Source organism: Roseiconus lacunae (genome assembly GCF_008312935.1).
GTDB classification, from domain to species: domain Bacteria; phylum Planctomycetota; class Planctomycetia; order Pirellulales; family Pirellulaceae; genus Stieleria; species Stieleria lacunae.
Genome location: NZ_VSZO01000009.1, coordinates 246,242 through 260,996 on the forward strand (window position 1 = coordinate 246,242; position 14,755 = coordinate 260,996).

Annotated in this window: 12 protein-coding genes; 2 read left to right on the top strand and 10 right to left on the bottom strand. The window is 54.8% G+C overall.

Annotated elements, in window-relative coordinates; translation table 11 throughout:
• Positions 1-62: 62 nt before the first annotated feature.
• The gene (locus FYC48_RS13630; protein WP_160149511.1) at positions 63-674 is read left to right on the top strand and encodes a hypothetical protein; all 612 of its coding nucleotides are present in this window, start codon (positions 63-65) and stop codon (positions 672-674) included.
• A 226-nt stretch (positions 675-900) separates the two neighbouring features.
• Here FYC48_RS13630 and FYC48_RS13635 read toward each other — a convergent pair whose 3' ends face one another.
• From FYC48_RS13635 to FYC48_RS13665, 7 genes are all read right to left on the bottom strand, one after another.
• Complete coding sequence (locus tag FYC48_RS13635) at positions 901-2,556, bottom strand: TolC family protein (RefSeq protein ID WP_235034248.1); 1,656 nt, start codon at positions 2,554-2,556, stop codon at positions 901-903.
• Positions 2,557-2,567: 11 nt separating this feature from the next.
• Complete coding sequence (locus FYC48_RS13640; RefSeq protein ID WP_149497260.1) at positions 2,568-3,911, bottom strand: HlyD family secretion protein; 1,344 nt, start codon at positions 3,909-3,911, stop codon at positions 2,568-2,570.
• Between the two features lie 63 nt (positions 3,912-3,974).
• Complete coding sequence (locus FYC48_RS13645) at positions 3,975-6,086, bottom strand: ATP-binding cassette domain-containing protein (protein WP_149497261.1); 2,112 nt, start codon at positions 6,084-6,086, stop codon at positions 3,975-3,977.
• A 157-nt stretch (positions 6,087-6,243) separates the two neighbouring features.
• Entirely contained in the window at positions 6,244-7,926 is a 1,683-nt protein-coding gene (locus FYC48_RS13650) for a putative ABC exporter domain-containing protein (protein ID WP_149497262.1), read from the bottom strand.
• Complete coding sequence (locus tag FYC48_RS13655; RefSeq protein ID WP_149497263.1) at positions 7,926-8,684, bottom strand: ABC transporter ATP-binding protein; 759 nt, start codon at positions 8,682-8,684, stop codon at positions 7,926-7,928. The genes FYC48_RS13650 and FYC48_RS13655 overlap by 1 nt, the downstream gene beginning before the upstream one ends.
• A 22-nt stretch (positions 8,685-8,706) precedes the next feature.
• Positions 8,707-8,922, bottom strand: coding sequence for a DUF4827 domain-containing protein (locus FYC48_RS13660; RefSeq protein ID WP_149497264.1), 216 nt, complete (start codon positions 8,920-8,922; stop codon positions 8,707-8,709).
• A gap of 474 nt (positions 8,923-9,396) precedes the next feature.
• Complete coding sequence (locus FYC48_RS13665; protein ID WP_149497265.1) at positions 9,397-10,095, bottom strand: ankyrin repeat domain-containing protein; 699 nt, start codon at positions 10,093-10,095, stop codon at positions 9,397-9,399.
• A 308-nt stretch (positions 10,096-10,403) separates the two neighbouring features.
• On the opposite strand from FYC48_RS13665, the gene FYC48_RS13670 reads away from it, so the two are divergent.
• Positions 10,404-10,793, top strand: a complete 390-nt coding sequence (locus tag FYC48_RS13670) for a hypothetical protein (RefSeq protein WP_149497266.1) — start codon at positions 10,404-10,406, stop codon at positions 10,791-10,793.
• Between the two features lie 5 nt (positions 10,794-10,798).
• Here FYC48_RS13670 and FYC48_RS13675 read toward each other — a convergent pair whose 3' ends face one another.
• The 3 genes from FYC48_RS13675 to FYC48_RS13685 all read right to left on the bottom strand — a co-directional run bounded on the left by FYC48_RS13675 (position 10,799) and on the right by FYC48_RS13685 (position 14,618).
• Complete coding sequence (locus FYC48_RS13675) at positions 10,799-13,387, bottom strand: serine/threonine protein kinase (protein WP_149497267.1); 2,589 nt, start codon at positions 13,385-13,387, stop codon at positions 10,799-10,801.
• A complete protein-coding gene (locus tag FYC48_RS13680) occupies positions 13,387-13,986 on the bottom strand; it encodes a sigma-70 family RNA polymerase sigma factor (protein WP_149497268.1) in 600 nt (199 codons plus the stop codon). The genes FYC48_RS13675 and FYC48_RS13680 overlap by 1 nt, the downstream gene beginning before the upstream one ends.
• Positions 13,987-14,288: 302 nt before the next feature.
• Complete coding sequence (locus FYC48_RS13685; protein ID WP_149497269.1) at positions 14,289-14,618, bottom strand: co-chaperone GroES; 330 nt, start codon at positions 14,616-14,618, stop codon at positions 14,289-14,291.
• Positions 14,619-14,755 lie beyond the last annotated feature (137 nt).

The following is a 14,755-nucleotide window of genomic DNA, read 5'->3' on the forward strand; positions in this document are numbered from 1 at the left end:
AGTTCGGCTCATCAGCCGACGGGCGTTAGCCGGGTGATTGCACCAAAACCGTGGCGAACGCCATGCGGCTGATCCTAAAATCGAGTTGGAACGAAACACTCGGGAGTCAACGAATCATGATGACCATTCTTGCCGAACAACCTTGGCTCATCTCAGGGATGATCGCACTTCTGGTCGTCGGTCTTTTCGTGGCATGGACAAACACTGGCGAGAAAAATCTTGCGATCAGTGGCATTGTGATCGCTCTGCTGATCCCTGGTGCATTCATCGTTGCCAACGCAATCGAAACGGACCGCGAGGCAATCTTGCGCACCATCGAAACAACCGCGGCAGCTGCCGAGCAAAACGATCGTGAATCCGTCGTCGTTGTTATCGCCGACCGAGAGACCCGGCAACGGGCACTGAATGAACTATCAAGTTACGAATTCGAACGAGTCCGAGTTGGTAACATCAAAATTCAATTCGTCGAAGGAAGTTTGCCACTCGAAGCAACGGTCGACTTGGATGCGACCGTTCGCGGTGGGCTTGCCAGCGGGCGCGTGCAAGGAATGACCATCCCACGTCGAGTCATTTTGACGATGCAAAAACAAAGCGATGGCCAATGGAAGGTGATCGACTACACCCACGTGTCGTTGACCGGGGATCCGGACGGATTCACACCCAATCGCATCTAGTGCTCCGTCTAGTCCAAGTGATGCGTTCGACGCAACAGCCGACGAGCGTCAGCCCCGGTTATTGCCCCGAAACCGTGGCTAACACCATGCGGCTAATCCTAAATCCAGACGTTGATAAAGCACTGATACACAGTGACGGTCATCAATCTGAACATGATCAACCGAACGGCGAGCATTCAACACGGCGACTGCCCCTCAACGGTCCCCACCGCGATGCGGTCGCCTATCAGTTGCCGAAATCGTCTTCGATCTCTTGTGGATTTTCGATCTTGATTTCTGGAACGTTTCCGGGACCGATCATCTCACTTTCCGGAAGCGAGCCAACGATCATCGCTTGCTCAAGTGGGTCCAGCCCCAATGCCTGCTGAAGTTGTGAGAGAGCGATGAACCAATCTTGTTGGGCCTCGACCAGCTTGATTTCCGTTTCGTTCGCTTTTGTTTCAAGCAGGTTCAGATAGATCAAGTCAATGTAGCCTTGTTCGAACCCGATCCGGTAACGCGTCAAGGTATCGAGCGCGGATCGAAACGCAGTTTGACGCTGCTGGACGACTTGCTCGGCGAGCGTCAAGCGATTGTTGGCCACCGCGATTTCGGTCGCGATTTTGTCACGCACCAATCGAAGCTTCTGATTGATTTGACGCATCTTTGCGGAGGTCGACTGAATCTTTCCGCGTGCTTTGCGACGCTGAATCGGCACCTCGCTCTGAACGCCAATGATCAGTTCAAACTCGCCTTTGTCATCGTCCTTCGTCGCGGCCGGACCGATGTCCTGACTTCCTTGTGAATAGAAATCCAAAGTCGGCAGCATATCGTTGCATGCCAAACGCCGATCCCAATGAACCGACTGCAAGTCCAGCATCAGGATTTCTGGCTCTGGTCGCCGCGAAAATGCGCCGGCCAATTCATCTTGTAGATTGACTTGCAAGTTCGATTGAATCTGTGGGAACCGCATCGGTAGCCACCCATCATCGGGAATCAATGGATCTCCAGATTCATTTCGCAGGTACAAACCGAGCTTGATCGACGAAGCTCGAAACTTCTGCTCCGCCTTGAGTGCGTCGGCCCGGCGTTCGGCAATCAACTGCTGATTAAAAATCAAGTCGACACGTTTGTATTTTCCAGCCTCGACACCGACCTGGATTTGTTTGGCGCGAACTTCGGCCAAATTTAGCAACTCTCGCTGGGCTTGCAGGGTTGCCCCCGACGCAACCCAGTCCCAATAGGCGTTCACGGCGTCGCCGGATGATTGCAAGATCTGCAGTAATAGCTGAGGCTGCGCGGCCTGCTGAGCGAGTGTGGCTTGAAAAACAGCCACCCGTTCGGCATCGAGTGCACGTCCGCGCAACAAGGGCTGGATCCAGGTAAGTTTTCCTTCACCACCTTCGTCGGTCGAACGTTCTTTGTACCAAGGCTGGAAATAACCACGCCCGATACGGTAACCAGCGGATAGGTAGCCACCCCACCAAAGTTGCCGCGCGACGCCTAATCCGTTGCGATAGTTTTCGTAAAACCCCGTTGGCTCGGAAAGCGAATGAGCCTGGAACTTGGTGTCGTAGGCACCAAACGCTGACAGACGGTCTCCGGCGGCAATGGTCGAGATCTCACGTGCTTGCGCGATTTCCGGATAAGACCGATACAAGCTGGCGACGACGTCGGCCAGCGTCAATTTCTCCGCTGCCGACTCAATCGCTCCGGCGGCGGAACGACCAGATTCGACGACGCGTTCGCTTCGGTCGCCGCCACGGGTTGCCCCATCGTTTTCCGTCAGCGAGTCGGCTTCGACCAGCGACAAGAACGCCGCAAACGACTCTGGCTGTCGGGGCGGTTCATCTGCCAGTCCCGCGCCGGTTGTTAACGTCAGCGATGCGCAGGCGATGGCCAACCAACGAGCCTTTAGGGTTTCGGCAACTTGAGCTTGCCACCCTTTGAGTCTTTGGGAGCTTCGTCTGACACGACGGGCGGGAATCCGTTTAGTTGACGCCATATCTCATAACCAAGTGGAACTCGACGCAGCAACACCCATCCGGTAGCGCGTACACCTTGACGAAGGTATCGGCTATCCGGCCAACCGTTCTCCCGCTCGAAGTGGTTATCAGGCACGACGATCACACGAAAATTCCCTTTGCCATCATCAGTGGGGAAAACTCGGTTGACTTTACCGCCGAAGGTTCCGACGGCGACCGAGGGCCAGCCTACGAATTGAACCGCTGGCCAGCCTTCAAATTGCAATCGTACCCGGTCATTTTCCTTGATCAGTGGCATGTCGTTTCCGTTGACACTCATCTCAACGGCCAATTGATCGGCAACGGGAACGATGACAAACAACCGCTCACCTTCTTTGATCGTGTCACTCCCGGTGCGTCCGTACCACTCCTGGATGTAGCCGGACCGCGGCGCTCGAATCGACAAGCGATCGTATTCCTGTCGCTTGTTTCGCAAATCCAAGATCTCTTTTTCGATCGTATTCAGCTTGCTCATCGCATCGAGTACCTTATTCGCCGCGTCTTGATTTTTGATCGAAATCTCTTGTTTCTTTGATTCGATCTCTTCCTCTTTCGAAGAGAGTGTCGCGTAGACTTCTTGGACTTTATTCTCTGCCTTGAGAACTTTCGCTCGTTGAGCTTGAACGGCTTGGCGTTTGTTGATCAATTCCTCTTGCGAGATCAAGCCTTCGGGAAAAACACGTTCGGCGACCTGGAGTTGGTTTTCCTTACTCGCCAATTCGGCTTGAACTTCAACGACCTCGTTCTTCGCCTGTTCCCATTTTTGCTTTGCGGCTTCGAATTCTTGCTCGAGCGCCAGTCGTAAGCTTCGCCCGCTGGAATTTTGCAAGGTTTCATTTTGCTTGGCGACTTCTACACTCGCTTTCAACGCCTCTTCTTTCGACTCGAGTGCGATGATCTGGTTGTCGACTTGCGACACCCCGTCGGCGGCAAACGGAGTCATCCGAAGTAACAATTCACCCTGCTCGACATAACTTCCTTCGCGCAAGCCCGGTTTGACGTAGCTGATCACACCTTTCGCTTGGGCGAGCATCGGTTGAGGCCGTTGTTGGGGATCGAGTGCGACAACGACACCGGTACCGCGAGCCGTCTGACGCCAAGGGACGAAGATCATCGCGGCGATCGAAAAAATCAAAACCCAAAACGTCAGGCGGCCCGCGATTCGAACATAGCGTCCTGTCCGGACCATCTGCAGCGCAGGAAAGTCATCGGCGGAAAAAATGGTTGGTAGCATGGTCGATTGTGCTTGAATCGTTGTTGGAAAAGACGCGGACGTTCTCAGACGCCATCCATGTGTTTAGCGATGAACGGAAACGCGACTATCACATCGGTCAGCGACTTCGGACGCCTGGGTTGCGATCAAAATGGTTGCCCGCACCGCATCACTTTTTAGGTAGTCGAGAATGGATTGGCGATCGTCCAGTGGCAATCGTTCGAACACATGATCGAACAACAGGACCGGAGGGCGTCCCACGATCGCTCGAGCGATGGCAAGCTTCAACACCTGCACGGAGTTGAACGGCATTCCGGTTGTTTGCAAACGCGTGTCGATACCGGCTGGCAACCCTAAGATCAATTCGTGCAAACCAACCGCTTTCAGCGCTTCGCGGATCGCGTTCGGCGAAATCGTCGGTCGGCCCAACGCTACGTTTTCGCCGATCGTACCATGGAAGATTTCCGGATCGCCGTTGACAAATCCGACCAGTTCACCGGGGTAGGCTAGTGCGGATTCGAAGGCATCAAAACTATCGATTTGCGCCGCTCCTTGCTGGGGTCTCGTCAGTCCCGCGATCGCTTTGAGCAATTCCGACGCACCGAATGGATGTTCGCCATTGAGGGCAACAATTTTCCCCGCATCGATTTGCGTAGCTGACAACTTGGATTGCGAGGTCGCTGACTTGAAAACCACATCTGTCCAACTGACCGCCAATGGCCCTTCGGGGAATTGCCCGATGTCCCCGCGAGGATCGTAGTTGAGGTCCAGCATGTGCCCGACTTTGTCGATCCCGGCCATCAAGTCATAAAACTTTTCCAATGACTTGCCCGCCTTCGCGAACGCGCCGACGACGACCGTCACCACCAATTCACTGGCGATCAATTGCCCGAGAGTCAACTCGCCTTCGATGACCAACCAACCGCCAAGTCCGAGCAGTGCGGTTGAAGCGAGTACTTGTAAACTGACCGCGAAAATAACTTGGCGAATGACAACACCGAACTGTCGCTTGCGAGCCTTCACGTATTCGCTGGTCAGTTGATTCGCACGCAAGACCGCGAGCTGTTCCCCACCACCGATCTTGAATGCCGTTGGCATCGAAATCACATCCTGAAGCCAGTGGGCGACCGCATACTTAGTCTTTGATTCCTCGATCGCGGTGCTGATCCCCCCACGACCCAATACCCAAGTCAGGATGACCATCGTCACGATCAGGACGAGGTCGAACCCCAATAAGAACGGATGGTAAAACGCTAACAGAATCAGCCCTAGAATCGTCGTCAAGACGATCGTGATTCCATCGAGCAGCAATATCGCACTCGCTTTCTGAATCGTCATAATGTCGAACACCCGATTGGCTAACTCTCGCGGGTAAATCCCCTGCATTTGAGCCCGCCCGGCGCGGGGAAAACGGTGCGCTAAATCACCGACAATCCGCACGAATTGGCGACGCTGAATCAGCTCGACCACCCAGGTTTGCAACACTTTCAGAATTCCAGCGATGCCAAGACAAACCAATAACATCGCCGACAGCACCAACAACGGCTGGAAATAAATCCCCCAGCTCACGACGTTTACCAAACTTTCAATGACCAAAGGGGTGGCCAATCCAAGAACCCCGGCCACGCCGGCAAACAAGACGACCAGTCCAATGTCATGTCGATCGAGCTTGAGCAACGCAATAAATCGCTGAAGCGGCGAAGGGTGATGGTGCTTCGATGGCAGGTCTGGATTGGTTACCGAGAGTGTTTCACATTCCATTTCTTTCTTCGCGACCAACATTTGAAAGGTCTCTGCCTTCCCAAGCATCCGATCGAGCTGTTCCTGGGAGACCTCTTCGTGCACTTGATCATCATCAATCACGATCACATCCAATCGCTTGCCGACGCGATGCTGCGCGACCAGCCAACGCCTGCCATCGATTAAAAATGCGATCGCATAACCCTGACGGACGGCCGCGAACGTCTCCGCACTTGAGACGTACTCGGTCGGTCGCAGGATGATTCCCGATTCCATCGCCACTTCGACAAGGTGGTCGATCAATTCCTTTGAGGAACGCGGCTGGTCGGAAACGCGGCGGAGCGGCCGCTTATCCAACCTTAAATCAAGGGCAACGGCGATCGCTTCAACGGCTTTCTCGATCGACCGTGCCGCAGTTTGATTCGGAGGCTGGTTTTCGTTATTTGCAGGGTCCATTCTCAGTCCAGTGGCGGCAATCGTTCCCGTCACGAGGGCCGGTAGTGAGGCATTAGTATTGGCACGACAACTGTAGGAACTTGTCGACCTTTGTGACAACTGTCAATCCAGACGATCTATCCGTGCCGCCGGCAAGCATCCAATTTCAATGTTGCTCTTATTCTGTGCCAATCGATTCCCGGTCGCGAAATCGCTGACCGGTGTACCACCAAATCGCAGGAAGTCCCACAAGTAATCCAATCGATCCGCCCAACGCAAATGACATCGGACGAATTTCGAACAACACCCCGGCGAATGCCGCCGAAGCAAGGGCGAATAGGATTGGCGGTATCAAGCTGATTGCGAATAGCAACATGTAGAACAATGATCGAGCACCTTGCAAGATGTCTGGCGTCCCGGTGGGGGTGGCTCGCAACCCGCTAACCGCTGTCACGAAATTGATCATCGTCCCAAGTAAGATGGCGAAAGCAACACCCAGGACCAGCGTCGACAGAGAATCCGATAGCGGCTGTGTACTGATTGCAATCGCAGGTAGCTGAATCGCCACAAAAAGACAGGATACAGCCGCAGCAGTCCCCGACATCGCCCCAATAGCAATCGCGGTGGGACCCACAGGAAGGGTTCGATACCAATCCAGTGTCCGCGGCGGCTTCGCCAACCCTAGCGCGCTGGCGATCGCAATCAGTCCACCCACATAGGAAGCGATCGCAAATGCAATCGAGGGGGCGTAATACTGAACCGTGCTATTCATCCAGTCCGGTCGACTTCTAACGGTGATTCCGCCGACCAGTGCCGCAATCGCTCCCAATAACAAACAGGGGATCAGAAAACGCCCGTTTCTTCGCAGAGCGATCGTGATCTCCAACCAGACAATTGGCCCAATGCCGCTAAGGAATGGGAACGTCGGGATCCCATAACGAACCGAACCTGATCGTCCACGTTGGGATTGGTACGTGTTTCCATCGCGCAGACGCTCAAGTTTCTTGATGCGTCGCGCGACACCTTCGACGGCAAGTTCCGCAAATCCGGCGCTCGTGCGATAACAACAGGCCGTGATCAAGCCCAGGATTGCCAACGATAATGCGGCGTTGGTTGCCAAGCTTACGTCCGCCGGAGCCGAAATCGTTTTAGCGAAGGGCACGAACGGAAATCCGACGATGATCGCGGTATTCGACTTGGTGATGCAAGCCACGATCGACTCGGCGCCAAGCTCTGAAAGCGACGTGGCCGCCGAAAATACGTTCACCAACCGATAGCTTGCCTCTACAACGACGCTCAGGAGCGCGGCGAGCAACCCTAGCCGGATGAGGCTGATCTGTCGTGGTGACAACCGTGGTTGCAACAGCGTGTACTGGAACCCCAGCATGATGATGAAGCCGACGGCGAATGTGATCCCAATCACACCGCCCAGCCAACTAACAAAATAGACGCGCATGAAAAACGTCAGTAAAACGCACAGTGGCAGTAAGCTGATGGCAACCGTCAACAAGCGATAGGTCAGAATCTGAGCCGAAGTAAACGGACCGGCCAAAACAAATTGCAGTTCCGCCGGCCGTAGTTCCAACATCGATTTGCCGCCTTCACAAACAATCAACACTGCCGTCGTCACGAATAAAAGCAGCGGCAGCAACGGCCCGACATGCTTGGAAAACCCTGGGACCGCGTCAGGCTCAGGAGGCTTTAAAAAATAGACAGCCAGCGAAGGGGCGACACCGGCGACAAAACAACCGAGAACCAGCACCATCGAGATCAAGCCGGCCGGCGTTCGGCACATCCGCCAAACGCGACGCACGCTGCCTTTGGCCAATAACCACGTCAACTGAAGCAGTGCGATCGACATCACTCGAGTTCTCGTTCGGTCGAGGTCGCTTCTTCTGATTCCGGCAGCCCGGTCAGATGAAAAAAGACCTCCTCGAGTGACTGCCGCGGACCGCCATACTCTACGCGCGCCTTTTCCAAGCCACCGCAGTAAAGCACTTGGCCACGTCGAATCAAAACCAATTCGTCGCACAGATCTTCGACCAGCGACAGCAGGTGAGAACTGACCAAGACCGTTGCCCCGCGTTGCGACTGTTGACCGATCGTCTCTTTCAGCCGACGAATGCTAGGCGGATCCAACCCCGTCATCGGTTCATCCAGTAGCAGCACATCCGGTCGGCGTAGGTATGCACATGCGATCGCAACCTTTTGCCGCATGCCACGTGAAAGTTCCGATGCCAGTGTTTGGCGTTTCTCTTGAAGTTCGAACAACGAGAGCCAATGTTCGGCTTCGTCTTTCCAGTCGATCAATTGATAGGACGATGCGACAAATTGCAGGTGCTCAAACACCGTCAACGATTCGAACAACGGTGGATCATCGGGCACATAGGCGACGCGACGTTTGACTTCCAACGGTTCACGTTGAAGGTCAAACCCGGCGATTCGCAGCGTGCCGCCGGTCGGACGCAAGATGCCACTCATCGTGCGAATCGTAGTTGTTTTTCCGGCCCCGTTGGGACCGACTAACGCGGCGACACTCCCTGCTGGCACATGAAACGTCGCTCCTCGGACGGCCTGGAAGTCACCGTAGTGTTTGATGAAATTTGAAATTTCGATCATCCGACTCGCCTCGCCGTCCGGGTTATCGCTTGGGCACGTCGATTTCGTACAACAAGATCACCGTCACGTCGCCTCCGGCAAAGGTATTCATTGGCCCGTTGGAAGCCGATGATGCCGATGAATGGTTTCCACTGATCGAGAGCACACGGATATCATTTTTGCGAATGAAACGATTGATTTGTTTTTCCATGTCTTCCAATTCGGTATCGGTCGACTTGAAAATCTTAACTTGCTGCACGTCTTCTTCTCGTCGGTAAAGAGTGTTGTGATGGGAAACACAGGTTAGCGTAGTAGGCCGCCAAACGGCGGCGACGGGGCGGCATGTTTGTCGCAAAAAGCAATGTTTTGAATGCGTCGCCGACACGAATTGTTTGGTTCACGTCTATCACATCAGAAAACCGCGACTGCCATACGCTTGCGATTTTTTCCAATTCGATCGCTACACCGGCGCGTGTTCGGAATCTGGAAAAGACGAGCCGAACGAACTTTCGCTAAGCGTGCTTCACCAACCACCCTTATAGGCGTGGCCCACGGTTCGTGCTCCGCCGAGACCAGATGCTCGGGTTCGACTCATCAGCCGACGGAAAATAAACCTCCATCCAATCGCGACCGCGTCGGGCAACCCTGGCCAAACATGACTTAGCACATAGTTTTATAATCGAACGCAGGTTGGCTCATTGATCGCCGCCGAACCTTGAATTGTAACGTCGCCCTAGTTTGCGGATGCTTCTGAGAGGAGCTGGACCAATTCCGGCTTGCCTTTTTCTTGAGCGAAATCGAGCGCGGTATCGCCGTCAATGTCTTTCATCGTCGGGTCAGCCCCTTTACGAAGTAAGACCTTCGCGACTTCCAAATTCCCTTCGGCGGCGGCGACCATCAGTGCCGTAAATTGCTCGACTTTATCAACCGAATTGATTTCGGCGCCCGCGTCGAGTAACAGCGACACGGTTTTTGGAGCTTCCAGACTAGAAGCATGATACAAGGGCCCACGACCTTCGCGATCGAGCACATTAACTTCTGCCCCCGCATCAATTAGGTAACGGCAAACCTTTTCATGCCCATTGTAGGCTGCCATCGCCAACGGTGTCCGACCTTGCGGATCGGACTCATTCACATCCATCCCCTCTTCGACACACGTTTTCACGAGTTCCAACTTGCCTTCCAAGGCAGCTTTGCGAAACGCTTCGGGCGTGTACGAGAGTGTCGTTTTTTTCGGGTCGCTATCGGCAGAATCTGTCGCCGCTTTCCCATCCGGTTCGGAGACCGACGTCCCAACCTGATCAGCAGCAACGGTCGCGACTGAACCCTCTCCGCCGTCCGTCGGCGCACCCGCCGGTTTCGAAAAATAAAACACGATCGCGGCGGCGAATGCGAGGAAGAAGACAACCGTTAGGGCAATGAATCGAAACATTAGCAGCAGTAAATCGGGGCCGAATGAAGGACGCTTGAGTAGCCCGAGAGTATAGCGGGAATGGGTGACCTAGTATTCCCCGCTGGTCACCACCTCTCGTCAGAAAAACATTGTTAATCGACCAATTTTCTAGCTCCAGAAGCGGCGTGACCGGACGTGTCAACGGACTTTCGATAGTTCTCCTGTCGCCGGCAAACAACCTCGATTGTCCGCGGCAAATCGAACGATCAGTTTTCTCTCGCGACGTTGTCTCACGATAGCTTGACGACCAATCGCGATGGGAGCATCCCGCAAGAAGGAGCGGCACGGTGGCAAAGTTTTACATTTGGTGCGGAAAAACGGAATTGGTTCTCAATTCGGATTCGGCAGAATCTGCGGCGTTGGCGATGATGGATCGGCTGCTGGCCCCGCACCTGTGGGTCTACGACGATCCGGGCCTATCGGAACGCGATTGCTTGGAACACCTGATGCTAGAGGCCCTGCTGCACCTGCCAACAGAAATCGGCATCAGCGAAATCGGAATGGGCGGACGAGATGCCCAGGTGATCCCTGTTCCTGACACCATCCAACAGTGGCATACCTTGATGATTGGAATGCAGCGCATCTTTACCGAAGCAGGTCTCGATCGTAGTGTTGCCGTCTTGGCTGGTTCGGAATGGATCGCCGAAGCCACCTCGATTCGGCGGCTCCCACGATGATCGAATCAGCCGAGATCTTCACCGTGGACGCGCCACCATGCTCGCGCCTGTTCGACCGACCAAGGATACTTGGGGATCAACTCGTCAAGGTGCTTGGCCAGTTCATCGATGGACCGAAAGCGATCGTCGACGTTCTTCGCCATGCACCGTTTCACAAGCCCACTGATTTCTTCGGGAATCTCCTCGTCGCGATGTACCCCGATTCCGATCGGCTGTTCGGTCAACACCAACGCAAACAACGACTCGGGGTCACACTCGAGAAATGGTGGACGCCCCGAAAGCAAAAAGTAGGCGATGCAGCCAACTGAATAGATGTCCGAACGAGGATCAATCTTGTTCGGATCACGATAACGCTCCGGAGCCATGTACATGGGTGTCCCCGCCCAAATGGTTTCCGAAGTTTGATACGAATTGGCGTCCGGCAACAGCGGTTTTGCCAAACCGAAATCGAATACCACCGCCCAATCGCCGACCGATGGATCCATCGAAAGCATCACATTTTGAGGTTTCATGTCGCGATGAACCAAACCTAAGTGATGGGCCTCTCCCAACGATTCACAAACCTGTCGCAAGATGAACAGCGTCCGACCGATGTCAAGATACCCGCTGCGAGCGACCGCGTCGTACAACGTGATTCCACGCAGGTACTCCATCACACAGTAAGCCTCGCCCTCTTCACCACGTCCATAATCGTAGATCGTCACCGTATGCGCACTGCTCAGCGATGCGGCTAACTTAGCCTCGCGATCAAACCGCAACCGATCTTCCAAGTTATCGCGATCGGCCCGCAAGACTTTCAGTGCCGTGTCGCGACCGAGTTGGTTGTGCTTGGCCCGATACACAACTCCCATTCCGCCGCTTCCCAGTTCTGACATGACTTCATAGCGACTGAGCGGATGTACCGCTGCTTGGGCGAGGGCGGTGCGTTTAGCGATTCGGCTGGCAGCGACCAGTGCCGTTAGTGTCAAAAGACATCCGAGCGTGATGAACCCATACCGAACCGTTCGCGCGGTGGCGAATGCGAGGTCGCTGGTTCGTTCGACAACGATACCGATGTCGTATCCATCGATCCAACGCCATGATCCCACAACCGGGATTCCTGCATAGTTCGGATAAGGCGTCAACATTGACCCACTCGCGCCGTTGGAAACCCCGGCAACGGAATAGGTCAACGGTTGAGATCGCCGCAAATCCAAGGCGAGGCTGCTGGTGGCAATCGAATCATCCGGATCAGAGACACGCAGCTTGCAGGCCACCGTTTTCACCTCACTTGCTTGCTGCCCCTCCATGGTCGTCGGCACCACCGCGGCGCACAATCGCTCGATCGCATCGGGGCTGTTAGTGATCATCATCCCGGAACTATTGACCGCGTACACATCCAAGCCGCCGGCTTCGGACGTTTGATGAAAAAGCTCGTCGAACGTCTGGAACATCCCGAAACCGCGGATCAAAATCGTCGCTACAATCCGCCCGTCTTCGTCGTGAATTGGCAAGATCTCCGCCATGACCGGCAGCGTCGTTTCGGGCTCGAAGCCGCTTTCTTGCGGTTGCAGAATTTCCGGCCCGAATAACACTGTTTCGCCGCGCATCGCCCGGGCCAAATTCGCCGCTCCTTCCGGAGGGACGCGTCCCCCGATGTCTTCGCCTCCTTCGAGCCAGCTGGCGATGATCTGGCCGGTCCGGTCCCAGACGACATATTTGATGTCGTCAAGTTGAGACAGTGAGCGCAGTTGGGAACGAATTTCGGTCGCGTGCGGACTATCGCGAAGCTGATCGGCGGAGTCATCGTCTTTGGCGGTTTCGATCAGCGCCAAGATTGATTTGCGTAAGTCGACTTGCTGACTCCACGATCGTGTCAGTCGCGACTGATCGTCGAGATAACGCTGAATATTCAGTTGAACGCTATCAGCGATCCCGGCCAGTTCACTGGCGGTCGATTGCCGCAAGCCTTCGACGACGGTGGTGTAAGTCCAAAACCCGACGAACACGGTTGGTAAGATTGCCGCAAGAAGAAGCCATCCCGAATTAATCCGTCGATGCCGTTTGGCTCTCGATTGCCAAAGACCGGGCGAAGGAGGACGTCGTGGCGGCGAACTGTCGACGGCGTAACGGGGGGAAGCATGCGTCCGCTGGGAACCTTGCATCGTCGCTTGGCCCGCCGCGGATTTGGGCTTTGCTGAGGACTTTGCTCCGCTGTTTTTTCCCGTTCCCGACTTGCTGGGGAGTTCTCGTTTGCGTCGGCTGAATTGCCGGTGTGATTTTTCGGCCGGGCTATTTCCAGTCGCGGTACTCTGTTGACCAAGCGCGGACGGCATGAAGGGTGCGATACCGGAATCGATAGCAGCGGAGGAAACGGTCCCCGAGCTTGTCGTCTCGGAACTTTCGACATCCCCCGGGAGCGTCGGGGGCTTGGCTGCGTTGCCTTCGACCAACGCAGACTCGCTATCGTGCTCATCGAGTAGCGAGAGGACCTCTTCAATCAGCTCTCGATCGTCACCACACCGGTCCGCCAAGTAGTCTTGTTGTTGATCAGACGAAAGTTCCTCGACCGCTAAAAACAGCGATCGGACTTTCGCGTAACGTTCGGCATCCATCAAGCGGTCTCGGAATCCGCTGCTGAGTCATCGTTGGGTTCTTCGTCACGCCGTAGCTCACGGCGCATCCAAGCTCGGCTCATCGCCCATTCTTTTTCTACGGTTCGCAAGCCAAGCTTCATTTCTGCGGCAATCTCGCGCATCGTCATCCCGCCAAAGAAACGCAATTCGACAATTTTGGCCTGACGCGGATTTAGTGTCGCCAGTTGCTCCAACAGATCGTCGAGGGCCACGACGTCTTCGTCGCGGTTGAGTTGGAACGTCACGTCGTCATGGAGTTGACGCCGTTCCCAATCACCGCCTCGTTTCAATGACTGCACTTTTCGCGCATGATCGACCAAAATCCGGCGCATCACTGTCGCGCCGATGGCGAAGAAGTGCGTCTTCCCCTGCCAATTGATTCGCGAATGATCGACCATCCGCATGTACGCTTGGTGAACGAGCGATGAACTGCTCAAGCGATTGCGTAGCGGTTCGTTTTGCAGGAAGCGCCCGGCGAGACGTCGAAGGTCATCGTACATCGCCGAGAACAGCTTGTCGGTTTCGCCTTCGCTACCGCCATCCTGACTTCGATTGATCAATTCGGTAACGGAGGTCATAGTTTCGACTCGAATTCAATCGCGGTTGTCACTCGTTATTGCACCCCAGTTGCAACTCCACAAATCTTGTCGACGAGAAAAACGACGACATTGACAGACTGCGGATTACGCTCCAGTGCTTCGTCTAGACGAAATGTTTGGGTCCGTCTTCTCAGCCGATGGGCGTTCGCCCCGCTGACTGCTTGGAAACCGTGGCGAACGCCATTCGGCTAACCCAGAAATCAAAACTGGAACGGAACTTTAGTGTAACGACTCTCACCGCAAAGTGGAAAAAGTCTTAGTGAGGTTTCTGCGGCGACTGTTCAAGTGTCTTCTGGTTTTTCGCGTCGAAAGACGGCCACGATGTCGTCGACCGGAACGACGAACAATTGATTGTCATGTTCTAGGTCAACTGGGATCGCGTTCTTGGGATGGAAGAGGATTTTGTCGTACTGGCGAAGCGGCAATTCTTCATCGTTTTCTACGACGGCGCTGATCGTAACGATTCGACCGGTGATCGTCGGAATCTCCGCCGCATCGGGAAGCGCGATCCCACCACGGGTTTCACGCTTGGGTTCATCCTTGCGGACCAAGACTCGGTCACCAATCGGCTCGACGTATTCGAACCCCGTATTTGATTTCTTCTTCGCCATTTCCTCTCCAGGACACTTCACTCGTTTCGCGCCATGGCTTTTCTCAGCCAGCCCCATAGTTTTGTCAACGCCGGCGGTTCCGTACACCCGGCATCGCAGCAGCAAAGCATTCGGGAACCAGCGGGGGGACAACACAC